A 14,835-nucleotide genomic window follows, 5' to 3' on the forward strand; every position below is an offset into this window, starting at 1 on the left:
TCTGCCGGGGGCCTCCGACATTCCCGGTTCGAGATAGGCCAGATCAGCCGGTCAAACCGAGGCTTGGGGATAACTCGCCGATACGGCTGCGATCCGCCTCCTGGGGAGGAGAGGATGCGCCCGCGAAGGGCGTACAGCGGACCCTTCGACAAGCCTCAGGGACCGCTCGGCTCAGGCCGCCCCCGAGACACCGATCTCTCGATGTTGACCTAAGAAACATTCGAGTAATCCGCGGGTGATTGACTGACGGCACCGCACACGAGAAGGGCGCGCCGTGGACATCAACACCGTCACGAGCTTCCGCCGCGCTCGCACGCGCGATGACCTCGCACTCGCACCAGGCGAAGCCTTCCTCGGCGGCGGCACGTGGCTGATGAGCGAACCGCAGCCCGGCACCACCGGCTTCGTCGACCTCACCACGATGGGCTGGCCCGATCTCGAGATCACGTCAGAGGGCCTCCGCATCGGGGCGACGTGCACGATCGCGCGATTCGCAGCTTGGGCCCAGACGGAGGCGCCGCCGCACTGGCGGGCGACCCGGATCATCCCGGATGCTGCCAACGCCCTGCTCGCGAGCTTCAAGATCTGGAACACCGCCACCGTCGGGGGCAACATCTGCCAGTCGTTCGCGGCGGGCTCGCTGACCTCGTTCACCGCGGGCCTCGACGCCACGGCGATCGTCTGGACGCCCGACGGCGGCGAGCGCCGCGTCGCCGTCGCCGAACTGGTGACGGGGAACGCCGAGAACGCCCTCGCCCGCGGCGAGGTGCTCCGCGCCATCGACATCCCCGACCACGCCCTGCGTTCCCACATGCTGCTGCAGAAGATCGCCCTCGCCGAACTCGGCCGCTCGGGCGCCGTGGTCACCGGCCGCATCGACCCCGACGGGGCGAGCGTGTTCGGAATCACCGCGGCGACCGAGGCGCCGACGGTGCTGCGGTTCGGCGAGCTTCCGGATGCTGAGACCCTCGCGCACGCGGTGGGCGCAGCATCCCGGTACTACTCCGATCCCCTCGGCTCCGCCGACTGGCGTCGAGGGGTCAGCATCGTGCTCGCCGAGCGGATCCGAACGACCCTTCTCCAAGCTCAGGGACAACGCGCATGAAGTTCGAAGTCAACGGCGCCGAGGTGAACGCCGATCCCCGTGCGGGGCAATCGCTGCGCACCCTGTTGCGCGAGCACGGGCACACCGACGTGAAGAAGGGCTGCGACGCGGGCGACTGCGGCGCCTGCGCGGTGATCCTCGACGGGTCGCCCGTTCACTCGTGCATCATTCCCGCGATGCGCGTGGAGGGCGCCGCGGTGACCACCGCGGCGGGCCTCGCCCCCGGCGGCGACCTCCACCCCGTGCAAGAAGCGATCGCCACCGGCTTCGGATTCCAGTGCGGATTCTGCACCGCCGGCATGTCGGTCACCGCCTCGACGCTCACGGCCGAAGACCTGCCCGACCTGCACCGGCACATGAAGGGCAACCTCTGCCGGTGCACGGGCTACCGCCCGATCCGCGAGGCCATCGCCGAATCGGTGCTCGGACCGGTGCGCGAAACCGGGCGGCCGGCCCCTTCGACACGCTCAGGAACCGACAGCGCAAGCACGGGGACCGGGAGCGCAAGCACCGGGGCCGAGAGCGGCGTCGGCACCTCCGCCGTTCCCCCCGCAGCACGGCAGATCGTGCAGGGGCTCGAGCCGTTCACCTTCGACGCGCCCGTGCCGGGCGCACTGACGCTCCGGGTGCTCGGCTCCCCTCACGCGCACGCCCGCGTCGTGTCGATCGACACCACGGCGGCGCGCAGCATCCCCGGTGTCGTCGAGGTCTTCACGCACGACGACGTGCCCACCACCCGGTATTCGACGGGACGCCACGAACATCGCACCGACGACCCCGACGACACGCGGATGCTGGACGACACCGTGCGCTTCATCGGCCAGCGCGTCGCAGCGGTCGTCGCCGAGACCGCGACGGCGGCGGAAGCCGCCTGCCGGGCCATCCGGGTGGAGTACGAGGTGCTGCCCGCGGTGTTCGATCCCGAGGAGTCGCGGCGCCCCGGCGCCCCGCTTCTGCACGCCGATCGCACGCCCGAGGATCGCGTGGCCGAGGCCGACCGCAACGTGGTCGTTGCCCTGCACGATGAGCAGGGCGGCGATGCCGACGCCGAGCTCGCGGCGAGCGCCGTGAGCGTGAGCGGCGTCTGGCGCAACGCCCGCGTCTCGCACGCGCAGCTCGAGACGCACGGCGCCGTCGGGTGGCTCGACGATGACGGCCGTCTCGTCATTCGCGCGAGCACCCAGGTTCCGTTCCTCGCCCGCGACGAGATCGCCCGACTCTTCGACCTCGACCCGTCGCGGGTGCGGGTGCTGACCGCGCGCGTCGGCGGCGGATTCGGCGGGAAGCAGGAGATCTTCGCCGAAGACCTCGTCGCCCTCGCGGTGCTGCGAACGGGGCGACCGGTGGCGTACGAGCTCTCGCGCACCGACGAGTTCCAGCGCACGTCGGTGCGGCATCCGATGCGGGTGTCGGTGAGTCTGGGCGCGACCGCTGAGGGCGTTCTCACGGCGATGAAGGTCGACGTGCTGAGCGACACGGGCGCCTACGGCAATCATGCGATCGGCGTGATGTTCCACGGGGTGGCCGAGTCGACCACGGTCTACCGCTGCCCCGTGCGCCGCATCGACGCCGAGGCGGTCTACACGAACAACGTGCCGTCCGGAGCCTTCCGCGGCTACGGACTCGGCCAGGTGATGCTGGGCGTGGAATCGGCGATGGACATGCTCGCCGAGCGCCTCGGCATCGACCCCTTCGAGCTTCGGCGCATCAACGCCGTCCGCGAGGGCGATCCCTTGCACTCCGAGAAGAACGACCGCTACGACGAAGACATGATCTGGGGCAGCTACGGCCTCGACCAGTGCCTCGATCTCGCGCAGTCGGCGCTACGCCGTGGCAACGGCGCCACCCCACCGACGGGGGCGAACTGGCGCGTGGGCGAGGGCATGGCGATCGCGATGATCGCCACGATGGCGCCGCGCGGCCACATCGCGCACACCTCGGCCACGCTCCGCCCCGACGGCACCTTCTTGCTGCGCGCCGGCACGACCGAGTTCGGCAACGGCACCACCACCGTGCTGCGGCAGATCGCCGCATCCGACCTCGCCGCCTCCTTCGACCGGATCGAGCTGCAGAGCGCCGACACCGACCTCGTGGCCCACGACACCGGAGCCTTCGCCTCGGCGGGTATCACCGTCGCCGGTAAGGCCCTGCACGCCGCGACCCTCGCCCTCCGCGAGCGGATGCTGCAGCTCGCGGCCGAGATCGCCGGCTCGGGTGCCGCTGAAGCGGTGCTCGAGACCGCGGGCGTGCGGGTGGGCGAACGACTGGTCTTCTTCGACGAGATTCTGGATGCGGCTCCCGAGAGCTCCGCCGAAGGGCTGCGCGTCGAGGGGGCCGAACACGGCGACCTGCGCTCGCTGGCGTTCAACGTGCACGCGGTGCGCGTCGCCGTCGACGTCGAGACGGGCACCGTGAAGGTGCTGCAATCGGTGCACGCCGCCGACGCGGGGTTCGTGATGAACCCCGCCCAGTGCCGCGGTCAGATCGAGGGCGGCGTCGCCCAGGGTTACGGCAGCGCCCTGTACGAAGAGGTCTACATCCAACCCGATGGGCGCATAGAGAACCCGGTGTTCCGCACCTACCGGGTGCCGCAGTTCGCCGACATCCCCGACACCGAGGTGTATCTCGCCGACACCGATGACTCGGTGGGTCCGTTCGGGGCGAAATCGATGAGCGAATCGCCGTACAACCCGGTCGCCCCCGCGGTCGGCAACGCGATCGCCCGCGCGCTCGGCACCCGCGGTTTCGAGCAGCCGTTCTCGCGCGACCGCGTGTGGCGGCTGGCGCAGGGCATCGAATGAGCGTCGCGACACCACCTATCGTTGGGCGGGTGCCCGAGACACCCACCGACGACGCCTTCATCGGGCAGTCGCTCGGTCGCGCGATCCGCGAGGCGCGCACCACGCGGAAGCTGTCGATGCGAGCCCTCGCGACGGCGGCCGACATCAGCCAACCGTTCCTGAGCACGATCGAGAACGGGCAGACCATGCCGTCGCTCGCCACGCTCTACCGGATCGCGAAGGTCCTGGGCATCTCACCGTCGGAGCTGCTGCCCGCGATGCCCGAGCCCGAGGTGATCCACCTCTCCCGCGCCGACGGCGGGCCGTGGGCGCCGATCGCCGACGTCGTGAACGCCGGCACGCACCGCGTCATCTCGTCGGCCGACGCGCGCGGGGCGACGGTGCAGGAGTACCGCATCGAACCCGGCCAGTACATGGGCGACTGGTTCGAGTCCGACGGCGATCTCACGGTGTACGTCGTCGCCGGACGCATCACCGTCACGATCGAGGGCCGCGGTGAGTGGGAGCTCGGCGCCGGTGACGCCATCGCGCACCCGGGGGCGCTGCGCAACCGGTGGTCGGTCGTGGGAGACGACCCCGTGCGGATCGTTCTGGTCTACGCCGTCGGCGACCGAAAGCCCTGAGCCCGCCCGAAGGATCACAGCGTCTGGAAACACAGCTTCTAGAAACACAGCGGTAACGCGATCGCTATTTGCAATCAATGATAGTTATTTACTATCGCTTGCATGACTCCGACTCGATCGAACCTCCGCCGCCTCGCCGCTGGAGCGGCCGTCGCCGTCGGCGCCCTGCTGCTGTCGGCGTGCGCCGGGGGCACAGCATCCGGCCCCACCGAGACCTCCGCTGAGAACGGCGCCGAGAGCGGCGACCTCGGCGAACTCACCGTGCAGCTCAGCTGGATCCTCAACGAGGAGTGGTCGGGCGAACTCATCGCCGACGCCGAGGGCTACTTCACCGACGCCGGGCTCACCTCGGTGCAGCTGGTGCCCGGTCCGTCGAGCGGCGTGCCCGAACTGCTGTCGGGCACCGCAGACCTCTCGCTCACCGACGCGCTGTCGGTCGGCGCCGCGGTCGCGAACGAAGGCGCACCCCTCAAGGTCATCGGTGCGACCTTCCAGAAGAACCCGTTCACGATCGCGTCGCTCGCCGACGGCGCCGACATCACGACCCCCGAAGACATGATCGGCAAAAAGATCGGCGTGCAGGACTCCAACCGCGCCGTCTTCGAGGCGTTCCTCGCCGCCAACGACATCGAGACCTCCGAGGTCGACATCGTTCCGGTGCAGTACGACCCGGCACCGTTGACGACCGGCGAGGTCGACGGCCTCATCGCTTTCGTCACGAGCCAGTCCGTCGCCATCGAACTGCAGGGGATCGAAGTCACCGACCTGCTCTTCGCCGACAACGGCCTGCCGTTCGTCGGGCACGTCATCACCGCGACCGACGAGATGATCGCCACCCGGCGCGACGCGCTCAAGGCGTTCCTCGAAGCCGAAGTGCGCGGCTGGACCGACGCCGTCGCCGACCCGAGCGTGGGCGCGCAGTTGGCCGTCGACGAGTACGGCACCGACCTCGGCCTCCAGATCGAGAGCTCCACCGCGAGCGCCACCGCGCAGGCGGAACTCCTGGTGGTCTCGGACGAGACCGCGGCGAACGGGCTCTTCACGATCTCGGACGACCTGCAGGAGCAGACCCTGGCCAGCCTCGCCACGTCGGGCTACGAGTTGACCGCGGCCGACCTGTTCGACCTGAGCCTGCTGGACGAGGTCTACGAGGCGAACCCCGCCCTCGTCGACGCCCAGCGCTGAAGCCCCGGGCCGGGGATCCCCCCTCCCCGGCCCGGCCTCACCTCCCGCCAGCATCCGACCGAGGAACCACCCATGAGCGTCACCCCCACCATCCTGCTGACTCCCGACATCGTGCTGACGATGGACGACGAGCGCCGCGTGCTCGAGAACGCCGCCGTCGCCGTCCAGGGCGACGCGGTCGTCGAGGTCGGGCCGCGGGAAGAACTCGATGCCCGCTATCCGGGGGCGGCGCGCATCGATCTGCCCGATCGGGTACTGATGCCGGGCCTCGTCAACGCCCACCACCACTCGGGAATGCTCCGCGGAACCGCCGAGCACCTGCCGGTGTGGGAGTGGCTGCGGCTGCACATCGACCCGATGCACCGGGTGCTGCGCCCCGAAGAAGCCGAGGCCGCCGCCTGGCTCTGCTACGCCGAGGGGCTGCTCTCGGGCACCACCACCGTCGTCGACATGTGGCGGTACATGGACGGCGCCGCGCGCGCCGCATCCACCCTCGGCAATCGCCTCGTCACGGTCAACTACGTCGGCGAGCACCCCGACTTCGACTACTTCGACACCCTCGACGACAACGAGCGGATGCTGAAGCAGTGGACCGGAGCCGCGAACGGCCGGATCATGCCGTGGGTCGGCCTCGAGCACCCGTTCTACGCCGACGATGCCGGCCAGCGCCGCGCGATCTCGCTGGCGAACGAATACGACACCGGCATCTACACCCACTGCAGCGAGGCCGAGATCGAGGTGGCCGACTTCGTCTCGCGCTACGGCGTGCGACCCATGTTCGCCCTCGAGAAGATCGGGTTCTTCGACACCCCCCGCGCGATGATCGCCCACGCCGTCTGGCTCGATCAGGCCGAAGTCGACCTCATCGCCTCGCGCGGCGTCGGCGTCTCGCACAACCCGGTGTCGAACATGAAGCTCGCCAGCGGCATGGCCCCCATCCACGAGATGCTCGCCGCCGGTGTGAACGTCGGCCTCGGCACCGACGGCGAGAAGGAGAACAACAACCTCGACATGTTCGAGGAGATGAAGGTCGCCTCGCTTCTCGGAAAGCTCCGGACGATGGATGCTGCGGCGATGGACTCGTGGCAGGTGCTGCAGATGGCGACCCGGGGCGGCGCTGCCGCCATCGGGCGCGGCGCCGATATGGGCGCGATCGCCCCCGGATTCAAGGCCGACCTGGTCGCGGTACGCACCGACACCCCCCGCATGACACCGCTCCTGCCCTCGGGCGGGTACGCGAACATCCACCACAACCTGGTGCACGCGGTGCGCGGCTCCGACGTCGATCTCACCATGGTCGACGGCGACGTCGTCGTGCGTGACGGAAGACTCGTCAACGCCGACCTCGGCGAGATCATCGACCGGGTGCGCTCGCTGGTGCCCGACCTCTTCGCCCGGCGGTCCGCCTGGCTCGACGCGCAGGACGACCCGACCGGTCTCTTCCACGACGGACACGCGAGCGACGATCGCCCGTAACAGGACCTTCGTACCCTCGACCCACCGAACCCGACGGAGAACCCCATGACGATCGAGATCACCCGCGTCGCACTGCGCGAGCGTGTCGCCGCGTTCCTCGCCGACGAGCCGGGTCGCCTGCTGATCGGCGGCCGCTGGACGCCCGCCGCCGACGGCTCCACCTTCGCCACGCTCGACCCCGCGACCGGTGAAACGCTCGCCCGGGTCGCCCGCGGCACCGGAGCCGATGTCGACGCGGCGGTCGCCGCAGCATCCGACTCCCTGCACTCCCCCGAGTGGGCCAAGATGCGCCCCGCCGATCGGGGCGCTCTGCTGTGGCGCATCGCCGACGTCATGCAGGAGCACCTCGACGACCTTGCCGAGCTCGAGACCCTCGACCAGGGCAAGAGCGTCCGCACCTCCCGCTTCGGCGAGGTGCCCGCGGCGATCAACCAGTTCCGCTACTACGCCGGCTGGCCGACGAAGATCCTCGGCGAGACGATCCCGACCTCGCTCAGCCGCACACCCCCGGGTAAAGAGGTCTTCGCCTACACGCGGCGCGAACCGGTCGGGGTGGTGGGCGCGATCGTCCCCTGGAACTCCCCGCTCATCATGACGGCGATGAAGCTCGCCCCGGCACTCGCCGCCGGGTGCACCATCGTGCTCAAACCCGCCGAGAACACTTCGCTCACGGCGCTGTATCTCGGGCGCCTCTTGCAGGAGGCGGGCGTTCCCGCCGGGGTCGTCAACATCGTCACGGGCTTCGGCGGCGAGGCGGGCCAGGCGGTCGTCGAGCACCCCGGGGTCGCCAAGGTGGCCTTCACCGGATCGACCGCGGTCGGCAAGCGGCTCGTCTCGACCGCCGCCGGCAGCCTGAAACGCCTCACCCTCGAGCTCGGCGGCAAGTCGCCCGCGCTCGTGCTGCCCGATGCCGACCTCCCGACCGCGATCGACGGCATCTCGCGCGGCATCTTCGATAACGGTGGCCAGGTGTGCGTGGCGAGCGCCCGCGTCTACGCCCACCGCTCGGTCTACCGCGAGGTCGTCGACGGCATGGCCGCGGCCGGCGAGAAGCTGCGCCTCGGTCACGGCCTCGACCCCGACGCCGACCTCGGGCCGCTCGTCAGCCTCGCGCAGGCCGAGCGCGTCGCCGGCTTCATCGACGAGGGACGCAGCCAGGGCGCCACCGTCGTCACCGGCGGCGAGCGCGGCGGCGACGCCGGCACCTTCTTCGCGCCGACGGTGCTCACCGACGTCCGCGCCGACATGCGGCTGATGCGCGAAGAGATCTTCGGGCCCGTCGCCGTCGTCACGCCGTTCGACGACCTCGACGAGGTGATCGGGTGGTCCAACGACTCCCCCTACGGCCTGGCCGCGAGCGTCTGGACCGAGGGGCTCAGCGACGCCCACCGCGTCGCAGCGCGACTTCAGGCGGGCACCGTATGGGTCAACTGCCACTCCTTCCTCGGCCCCGAGCTTCCCAAGGGCGGCCACAAGGAGTCGGGCTGGGGCTACGAGAACGGCGCCCAGGGGCTGGAGAACTATCTCGAGACGAAGACGGTGGTGATGGTGCTGTGACTGCGACCAGGCGGATCAAACTCGGGGTCTTCGAGATGATGAACCCCAACAACGGCATGCCGACGTGGACCGACCCGCGCGGGCGCGGCGACGACTGGGACGACCTCGACTACTGGGTCGGGCTCGCCCGCGAGCTCGACGCGGCGGGATTCGACTTCCTGTTCTTCGCCGACACCTACGGCTACGCCACGCTCGACGGCCGCATGCCCGAAGAGGTGGCGGCCCACGGCATCCAGTTCCCCGCCCTCGATCCGATGCTCGCGATCGCCACCCTCGCGCGCGAAACGTCGAACCTCGGATTCGTCGTGACGTCGCCGACGACCGTCGAGCGGCCCTACGCCACGGCCCGGCGCTTCGCGACGCTCGACCGCCTCACCGGCGGACGCATCGGGTGGAACATCGTCACCGGCAGCTCGCAGGCGACGACCGACGAACTCTTCGGGGTCACCGAGCAGCTCACCCATGACGAGCGCTACGACGCCGCCGACGCCTTCCTCGACACCTGCCTGCGGTACTGGGAGCACAGCTGGGACGACGACGCCGAAGTGCGCGACCGCTCGACCGGTGTCTACGCCGACCCCGCGAAGCTGCGTCCGGTCGAAGTCGAGGGTCGCTTCCAGCGTTCCCGGGGCATCTTCGCCGTGCCGCCGACCCCGCAGCGCACCCCCGTGCTCTTCCAAGCCGGCACCTCCGACCGGGGACGCGCGTACGCGGCCCGCAACGCCGAGGCCGTCTTCATCCAGGGCCAGACGATCGCCTCGGCCGCCGCCCACGTCGACGACATCCGCGAGCAGGCCGTGAAGAACGGCCGCGCGGCCGACGACATCGCCGTGGTCACGGGCATGACCGTGACCGTGGCACCGACCTCGGAAGAGGCCAGGATGCTGCGCGCCGAGTACGAGAACCTGCTCGGCATCGACGACGCCGCGGTCATGTTCGCGGGCATCACCGGTCTCGACCTCACGGGCCTCGACCCCGACACCCGCGTGGTCGACCTCAAGACCGACCTCGGGCAGACGCTCGTCCAGCGCTACGCCCGGCAAGACCCCGAGATGCGCGTCGGGCAGATCCTCGACCAGTTCCGCACCAAGGCCATCCGCGGGTTCCAGGTCACCGGATCGCCCGTCGAGGTGGCCGACGAGATCGAGCGCATCGTCGACGGATCGGGCATCGACGGCATCATGCTCGAGCCGACCTTCGGGGGCCCCGGCGCCTACCGCGCGTTCATCGACCTGGTGCTGCCGATCCTCGTGGAGCGCGGGCGGGCGGATGATGCCGCAGCATCCACGCTGCGCGAACGCTTCTCGGGCGCTCCGCGCCTCGCCCCGACCCACCGCGCGCACGGGCTGTCGGCCCGCGCCGCCGACGACCTTCCCCCGATTGGAGCACCCACCGCATGAGAGCCGATGCCGTCGAAGCGGTCATCCGCGGCCTGAAAAGGGCCGGGGTGAGCGTCGCGACCTACCTCCCCGATTCGCTCCTCAAAGAGCTGTACCCGGCCCTCGACGCCGACCCCGACATCCGCACGATCCCCGTCACGAACGAGGGCGAGGGCGCGGCCATCGCCGGCGGGGTCTTCCTCTCGGGCAAACGCGCCGTGCTCGTGATGGAGAACTCCGGACTCCGCGCCGCCACCGAGCACCTGGCCCGCATGGGGCTGGGCGCCGGCATCCCGGTCGTGATGATCATGAGCTACCGCGGCGAGCTGGGCGAGAACAACTGGTGGGCGATCCCCCACGGCATCACGATGGAGCCGTTGCTGCAGGCACTCCGCACGCCCTACACGATCGTGCACGACGTCGAAGAGATCGAGCAGGCCGTCGTCAACGCCTACGAGACGGCCTACGCCTCGTACTACCACGCTGCAATCGTCCTCGGAGGGGGCCTCGTCCGATGAGCTACTCCCGATTCGAAGCCATGAAACTGCTCGGTGCGCGTCTCGCCGACGAACTCGTCATCCTGTCTCTCGGCGGCGCCGTCGACGAGTGGTACAACGCCGCCCCGCACATGCGCAACGCCAGCCTGTTCCAGCAGCAGCTCGGCTGCGTCACCCCCGAGGCCTTCGGTCTCTCGGTCGGGCTGCCACACCGCCGCATCGTCTCGCTCGACACCGACGGCGGGATGCTGTTCAACCTGGGCATCCTCGCGACCCTCGGCAACGAGCAGCCGGCGAACCTCTTCATCGTCGTCTGGGACAACGAGCAGTACCAGTCCATCGGCGGCCCGGCCACTCACACCGCGAAAGGCCGCGTCGACCTCGCCGCGATCGCGCGGGGCGCCGGCGTCGACCAGGCGTACACCGCCGCGACCCTCGAGGAGTTCGACGCGCACTGCGCGGCCGGCCTCGCAGCATCCGTTCCCTATATCGTCGTCGCGAAGACCGACGGCATCCTGGAGCCGGGGATCAAGCGCAAGCACTCCGACGGGCGCGAAGACAAGTACATCTTCGTGCGACACGTCGAGGCGACCGAGAGCGTGACGATCATGGGCCCCAGCGAGCACAACTGATGCCCGCCCCGTCTGCGGCGTCCGCCGCACCCGCTGTGCTCCCCCTGTCCGCCCTGTCCACGGTGCTCCCCCTGCCCGCCCTGTCCGCCGCATCCATGTCCCACTTTCCGCAAGAAAATGGGCCAATCGTTGCGGAAAATGGGACATGGCTCGGGGGCGTGTCCCAATTTCGGCAAGAAAATGAGCGGATCGTTGCGGAAAGTGGGACATGGGCGCGGCGAGGGGGGCGACCATGCCGATGGTGACCGCGCCGGCGCCCGAGTACGACGTCATCGTGGTCGGCGGTGGGGCAGCCGGATGCGTCCTGGCCGCCCGCCTTTCCGAAGAGGTCGACCGGCGGGTGCTGCTCATCGAAGCGGGGCCCGACCACAGCGGGGTGCGCGAGGTTCTCGACGCCGCCCGCTGGGACGCCATGATCGGCGGACCCTACGACTACGGCTACCGATCGACGCCCACCGAGCACGTGCTCGGCCGATCTCTCGCGATGCCGCGCGGGAGGGTGCTCGGCGGCAGCTCGAGCACGAACGCGATGCTCTGGTACCGCGGCAACCGCGCCGACTACGACGCGTGGGCCGCCGCCGGGGCCACCGGGTGGGGCTACGACGACCTGCTGCCGTACTTCCGCCGCTCCGAGACGCGCGCGGGCGGCGACCCCGCGTTCCGCGGCACCGACGGGCCGATGCGGGTGGGTCCGCTCGCCGAGGTGCACCCGATCGCCGACGCCCTCGTCGCCGCGGCGGCCGAGCGCGGACTGCCGGTGCTCGACGACGCCAACGCCGCCTCGAACGAGGGGGCGGTCTACGCCGATTACAACGCGATCGTCGGCCCCGACGGCGCCTTCGAGCGGTGGAGCACCGCCCGCGGCTACCTCGAGCCGGCGCGTGAGCGACCGAACCTCCACGTGCTCGTCGGCAGCGCCGTGCACGGGCTCGCCCTGACCGGCGGCGTCGTCACGGGGGTGCGGCACGTCGTCGACGGCGACCTCGTCGAGACGTCGGCCGCGCGGGTCGTGCTGGCCGCGGGCGCCCTCGACACCCCTCGCCTGCTGCAGCTCTCGGGCATCGGCGACCCCGCGCGCCTCGCCGCAGCGGGGATCGCACCGGTGCACGACCTACCCGGCGTGGGTGAGAACTTCCAGGACCACCCGCTCATCCTCGGCATGAACTTCCGCTCACACGCCGATCTCGGCCCGGTGATCGGCAACGGCGGCGGCGCGATGGTGAATTGGCGCAGCACCCACGCCGAAGACGGGCCCGACCTCCACACCGTCATCGCGCACGGCTCCCGCGGCGACGAGGCGCTGCACGCCGCGCACGATCTCGCCGGAAACCGGGTGTTCGCCCTGGTACCCGGGCTCTACCGCTCGCGCAGCACCGGATGGGTGCGCGTGCGCTCGGCCGACCCTGCCGCGGCGGCCGACATCCACCCGAACTACCTCGCCGACCCGAAAGATCTCGCGGCGATGGTCGAGGCGGTCGACGCGGTGCACGACCTGGTCGCCGCCTCCGCCTACGCCGACCTGGCCGACGGGCCGATCACCCCGCCGCTCGGCCTCGATCACGCGGCGAAGGTGCGCTTCGTGCGCGAGAACATCGGCACCTTCTTCCACTGCTCGGGCACGGCCCGCATCGGCACCGACGATCTCGCCGTGGTCGACCCGTCGCTGCGTGTGCGCGGACTCGAGGGTCTCTGGATCGCCGATGCCTCGGTCATGCCCCGCATCCCGACCTCCAACACCCAGGCACCGACGGTCGCGATCGCCGAGAAGGCGGCCGACCTGCTGCGAGCCTGAGGCGCGGCAGCTTCGGAGGAGAATTCACGTCCGGAGGGCCGGGGGCGCGGCATCCGCCCTCCGAAGCTGAATTCTCCTCCGCTCGTGCTGCCACTCAGGGGCGAGCGGATGCTGCTGAGCGGGCCTGTCGAAGCGTTGGCGCGCCTACGGCTCGAGCAGCGCGTCGAGCGCGAGGAAGTGCGCGGCGAAGTCGGCGCGCAGCATCCGCTTCTGCTCCTCATCGCAGAACGCCGCGTCGATACCGTTCAGCGAGATCTGCTTCGCGGTCTCGGCGTCGATCCCCAGGGCGAACAGACCTTCGCGGTACTCGCGGCCGAGGTCGGTGCGGAAGAACATCGCGTCATCGGTCGAGACCGCCACCGGAAGCCCCGCATCGATCATGCGGCGGATGCGGTGGGCGGGGTCGAGCGTCCAGCCCGAGCAGATCGTGGTCGACACCGGCGTGACCGCGAAGCCGATCCCCCGCTCGAGCGCGAGCGCGACGACAGCGGGATCGTCGACGATGCGGTATCCGTGGTCGAGGCGGTCGCAGCCGAGCACCTCGATGGCGTCGCGCACGTTGGCCGGGGTCGCCGCGTCGGTCTCTCCGACGTGCGCGGTCAGCTTCAGGCCATGGCCGCCGGCGAGGCGGTAGGCCTCGGCGAAGCGGGTCGGGTCTTCGGTGCTCTCGGGCGTGAGGTCGTCCTGGCCGAGCCCGACCACCTGCGGGCGGGGGTGGGCGAGGATCTGGCCGACCAGTTCGATCGCTGACTCCGCCGAATCGCGGCGGTTGATCGCCACGACGATCCGGAACCCTACGCCGAAGTCGCGCTCGGCGCGTTCGAGCCCGGCGATGATCGGGTCGATCACCTGCGGGTACGACAGGCCCCGCTCGGCGAAGTACTGCGGGTTCACGTAGTACTCGCGGTAGCGGAGGTTGCCGTCGGCGACCGCGGAGCGCACGCCGTCGTAGGCGACCCGCTCGAAGTCGTCGGGGTCGCGGATCACGTCGTGGGCGTACCGGAACGCCACGAGGAAGTCGACGAGGTCGTCGAAGTCGAACAGCGTCGCCGGGTCGCTCGACGGCAGCTCCACGCCGTGCTTCTCGGCGAGCTCGACGAACAGCGCCGCATCCATCGTCGAGACGAAATGGCAGTGCAGCTCGGTCTTCGGCAGCAGCTGCAGGTAGTCGGGGTACGAGATCATTCGCGCGTCCATCCGCTCGGTCCCTGCTTCACCACGAGCAGGCGGTAATCGTCGCCGGTCGCCGACCACCACCGGTGGGCGACACCCCCGCGGTAGTACACCGAGTCGCCGCGCCCCAGCGTGAGCAGGTCGCCCGCGAGGTCGACGCGCACCGCGCCCGCCAGCACGTAGACGAACTCGTCTTCGGCGTGCACGAAGGCCTCGCCGGGGTCGACGTTGTCGCCCGCGACCTCGAGCGGATGCATCGGTCGCGTGCCGTGGGCGAGGGTGCGCGCCGGCGCGGCAGCGAACCCGTCGGCCACGAGTCGCTCGTCGGAACGGTGCACCTCGACCTCCGACGCCTCACCGTCGGGGGCATCGGCGGCAGCGATGAGCTCGATCGGGCTCGTCTCGAGTGCGAGGGCGACGCGGCGAAGGGTCGACAGGCTGGGCTGCGCGAGTCCGCGCTCGAGCTGGCTGAGGAACGGGTGCGACAGGTCGGTCGCATCGGCGAGTCGCACCAGCGTCATTCCCCGCGCGTGACGAAGACGCCGGATGTGGGCGCCCAGGCGCAGGCTCGCTGCCCGCTCCTCCTGCGCGCCCGCGGCGACGATCGTCGTCATG

At 70.4% G+C, this 14,835-nt stretch carries 12 protein-coding genes; 10 read left to right on the forward strand and 2 right to left on the reverse strand.

The window, feature by feature from the left end; translation table 11 throughout:
- Window positions 1-274 precede the first annotated feature (274 nt).
- From ACFXQA_RS04230 to ACFXQA_RS04275, 10 genes are all read left to right on the forward strand, one after another.
- Entirely contained in the window at window positions 275-1,105 is an 831-nt protein-coding gene (locus ACFXQA_RS04230) for an FAD binding domain-containing protein (RefSeq protein ID WP_394518548.1), read from the forward strand.
- The gene (locus tag ACFXQA_RS04235; RefSeq protein ID WP_394518549.1) at window positions 1,102-3,906 is read left to right on the forward strand and encodes a molybdopterin-dependent oxidoreductase; all 2,805 of its coding nucleotides are present in this window, start codon (window positions 1,102-1,104) and stop codon (window positions 3,904-3,906) included. The genes ACFXQA_RS04230 and ACFXQA_RS04235 overlap by 4 nt, the downstream gene beginning before the upstream one ends.
- 29 nt (window positions 3,907-3,935) lie before the next feature.
- The gene (locus ACFXQA_RS04240) at window positions 3,936-4,529 is read left to right on the forward strand and encodes a helix-turn-helix domain-containing protein (RefSeq protein WP_394518550.1); all 594 of its coding nucleotides are present in this window, start codon (window positions 3,936-3,938) and stop codon (window positions 4,527-4,529) included.
- A gap of 102 nt (window positions 4,530-4,631) precedes the next feature.
- Complete coding sequence (locus tag ACFXQA_RS04245) at window positions 4,632-5,714, forward strand: ABC transporter substrate-binding protein (RefSeq protein ID WP_394518551.1); 1,083 nt, start codon at window positions 4,632-4,634, stop codon at window positions 5,712-5,714.
- A 72-nt stretch (window positions 5,715-5,786) separates the two neighbouring features.
- A complete protein-coding gene (locus ACFXQA_RS04250; protein WP_394518552.1) occupies window positions 5,787-7,190 on the forward strand; it encodes an amidohydrolase family protein in 1,404 nt (467 codons plus the stop codon).
- Window positions 7,191-7,235: 45 nt separating this feature from the next.
- A complete protein-coding gene (locus ACFXQA_RS04255; RefSeq protein WP_394518553.1) occupies window positions 7,236-8,747 on the forward strand; it encodes an aldehyde dehydrogenase family protein in 1,512 nt (503 codons plus the stop codon).
- Window positions 8,744-10,147 carry an NtaA/DmoA family FMN-dependent monooxygenase gene (locus ACFXQA_RS04260; RefSeq protein ID WP_394518554.1) on the forward strand — a complete coding sequence of 468 codons (1,404 nt, stop codon included), beginning with the start codon at window positions 8,744-8,746 and terminating at the stop codon, window positions 10,145-10,147. Before ACFXQA_RS04255 ends, ACFXQA_RS04260 begins: the two co-directional genes overlap by 4 nt.
- The gene (locus tag ACFXQA_RS04265; protein WP_394518555.1) at window positions 10,144-10,644 is read left to right on the forward strand and encodes a thiamine pyrophosphate-binding protein; all 501 of its coding nucleotides are present in this window, start codon (window positions 10,144-10,146) and stop codon (window positions 10,642-10,644) included. The genes ACFXQA_RS04260 and ACFXQA_RS04265 overlap by 4 nt, the downstream gene beginning before the upstream one ends.
- Window positions 10,641-11,255, forward strand: coding sequence for a thiamine pyrophosphate-dependent enzyme (locus tag ACFXQA_RS04270; protein ID WP_394518556.1), 615 nt, complete (start codon window positions 10,641-10,643; stop codon window positions 11,253-11,255). The genes ACFXQA_RS04265 and ACFXQA_RS04270 overlap by 4 nt, the downstream gene beginning before the upstream one ends.
- 232 nt (window positions 11,256-11,487) lie before the next feature.
- A complete protein-coding gene (locus tag ACFXQA_RS04275; protein WP_394518557.1) occupies window positions 11,488-13,047 on the forward strand; it encodes a GMC family oxidoreductase in 1,560 nt (519 codons plus the stop codon).
- Window positions 13,048-13,191: 144 nt separating this feature from the next.
- On the opposite strand, the gene add is transcribed toward ACFXQA_RS04275, so the two are convergent.
- Window positions 13,192-14,244, reverse strand: coding sequence for an adenosine deaminase (gene add / locus ACFXQA_RS04280; RefSeq protein ID WP_394518558.1), 1,053 nt, complete (start codon window positions 14,242-14,244; stop codon window positions 13,192-13,194).
- Window positions 14,229-14,834: a helix-turn-helix domain-containing protein gene (locus tag ACFXQA_RS04285; protein WP_394518559.1), complete on the reverse strand. Its 606-nt coding sequence runs from the start codon at window positions 14,832-14,834 to the stop codon at window positions 14,229-14,231. Before ACFXQA_RS04285 ends, add begins: the two co-directional genes overlap by 16 nt.
- Window position 14,835 lies beyond the last annotated feature (1 nt).

The sequence above is a fragment of the Microbacterium shimangi genome (assembly GCF_043556445.1).
Classification (GTDB): domain Bacteria; phylum Actinomycetota; class Actinomycetes; order Actinomycetales; family Microbacteriaceae; genus Microbacterium.

What these genes read in the sequence shown, in the direction of transcription:
- ACFXQA_RS04235 (WP_394518549.1), top strand. Translation starts at nt 1,102, where the DNA reads ATGAAGTTCGAAGTCAACGGCGCCGAGGTGAACGCCGATCCCCGTGCG.
- ACFXQA_RS04245 (WP_394518551.1), top strand. Translation starts at nt 4,632, where the DNA reads ATGACTCCGACTCGATCGAACCTCCGCCGCCTCGCCGCTGGAGCGGCC.
- ACFXQA_RS04250 (WP_394518552.1), top strand. Translation starts at nt 5,787, where the DNA reads ATGAGCGTCACCCCCACCATCCTGCTGACTCCCGACATCGTGCTGACG.
- ACFXQA_RS04255 (WP_394518553.1), top strand. Translation starts at nt 7,236, where the DNA reads ATGACGATCGAGATCACCCGCGTCGCACTGCGCGAGCGTGTCGCCGCG.
- ACFXQA_RS04265 (WP_394518555.1), top strand. Translation starts at nt 10,144, where the DNA reads ATGAGAGCCGATGCCGTCGAAGCGGTCATCCGCGGCCTGAAAAGGGCC.
- ACFXQA_RS04270 (WP_394518556.1), top strand. Translation starts at nt 10,641, where the DNA reads ATGAGCTACTCCCGATTCGAAGCCATGAAACTGCTCGGTGCGCGTCTC.
- ACFXQA_RS04275 (WP_394518557.1), top strand. Translation starts at nt 11,488, where the DNA reads ATGCCGATGGTGACCGCGCCGGCGCCCGAGTACGACGTCATCGTGGTC.
- add (WP_394518558.1), bottom strand. Translation starts at nt 14,244, where the DNA reads ATGGACGCGCGAATGATCTCGTACCCCGACTACCTGCAGCTGCTGCCG.
- ACFXQA_RS04285 (WP_394518559.1), bottom strand. Translation starts at nt 14,834, where the DNA reads ATGACGACGATCGTCGCCGCGGGCGCGCAGGAGGAGCGGGCAGCGAGC.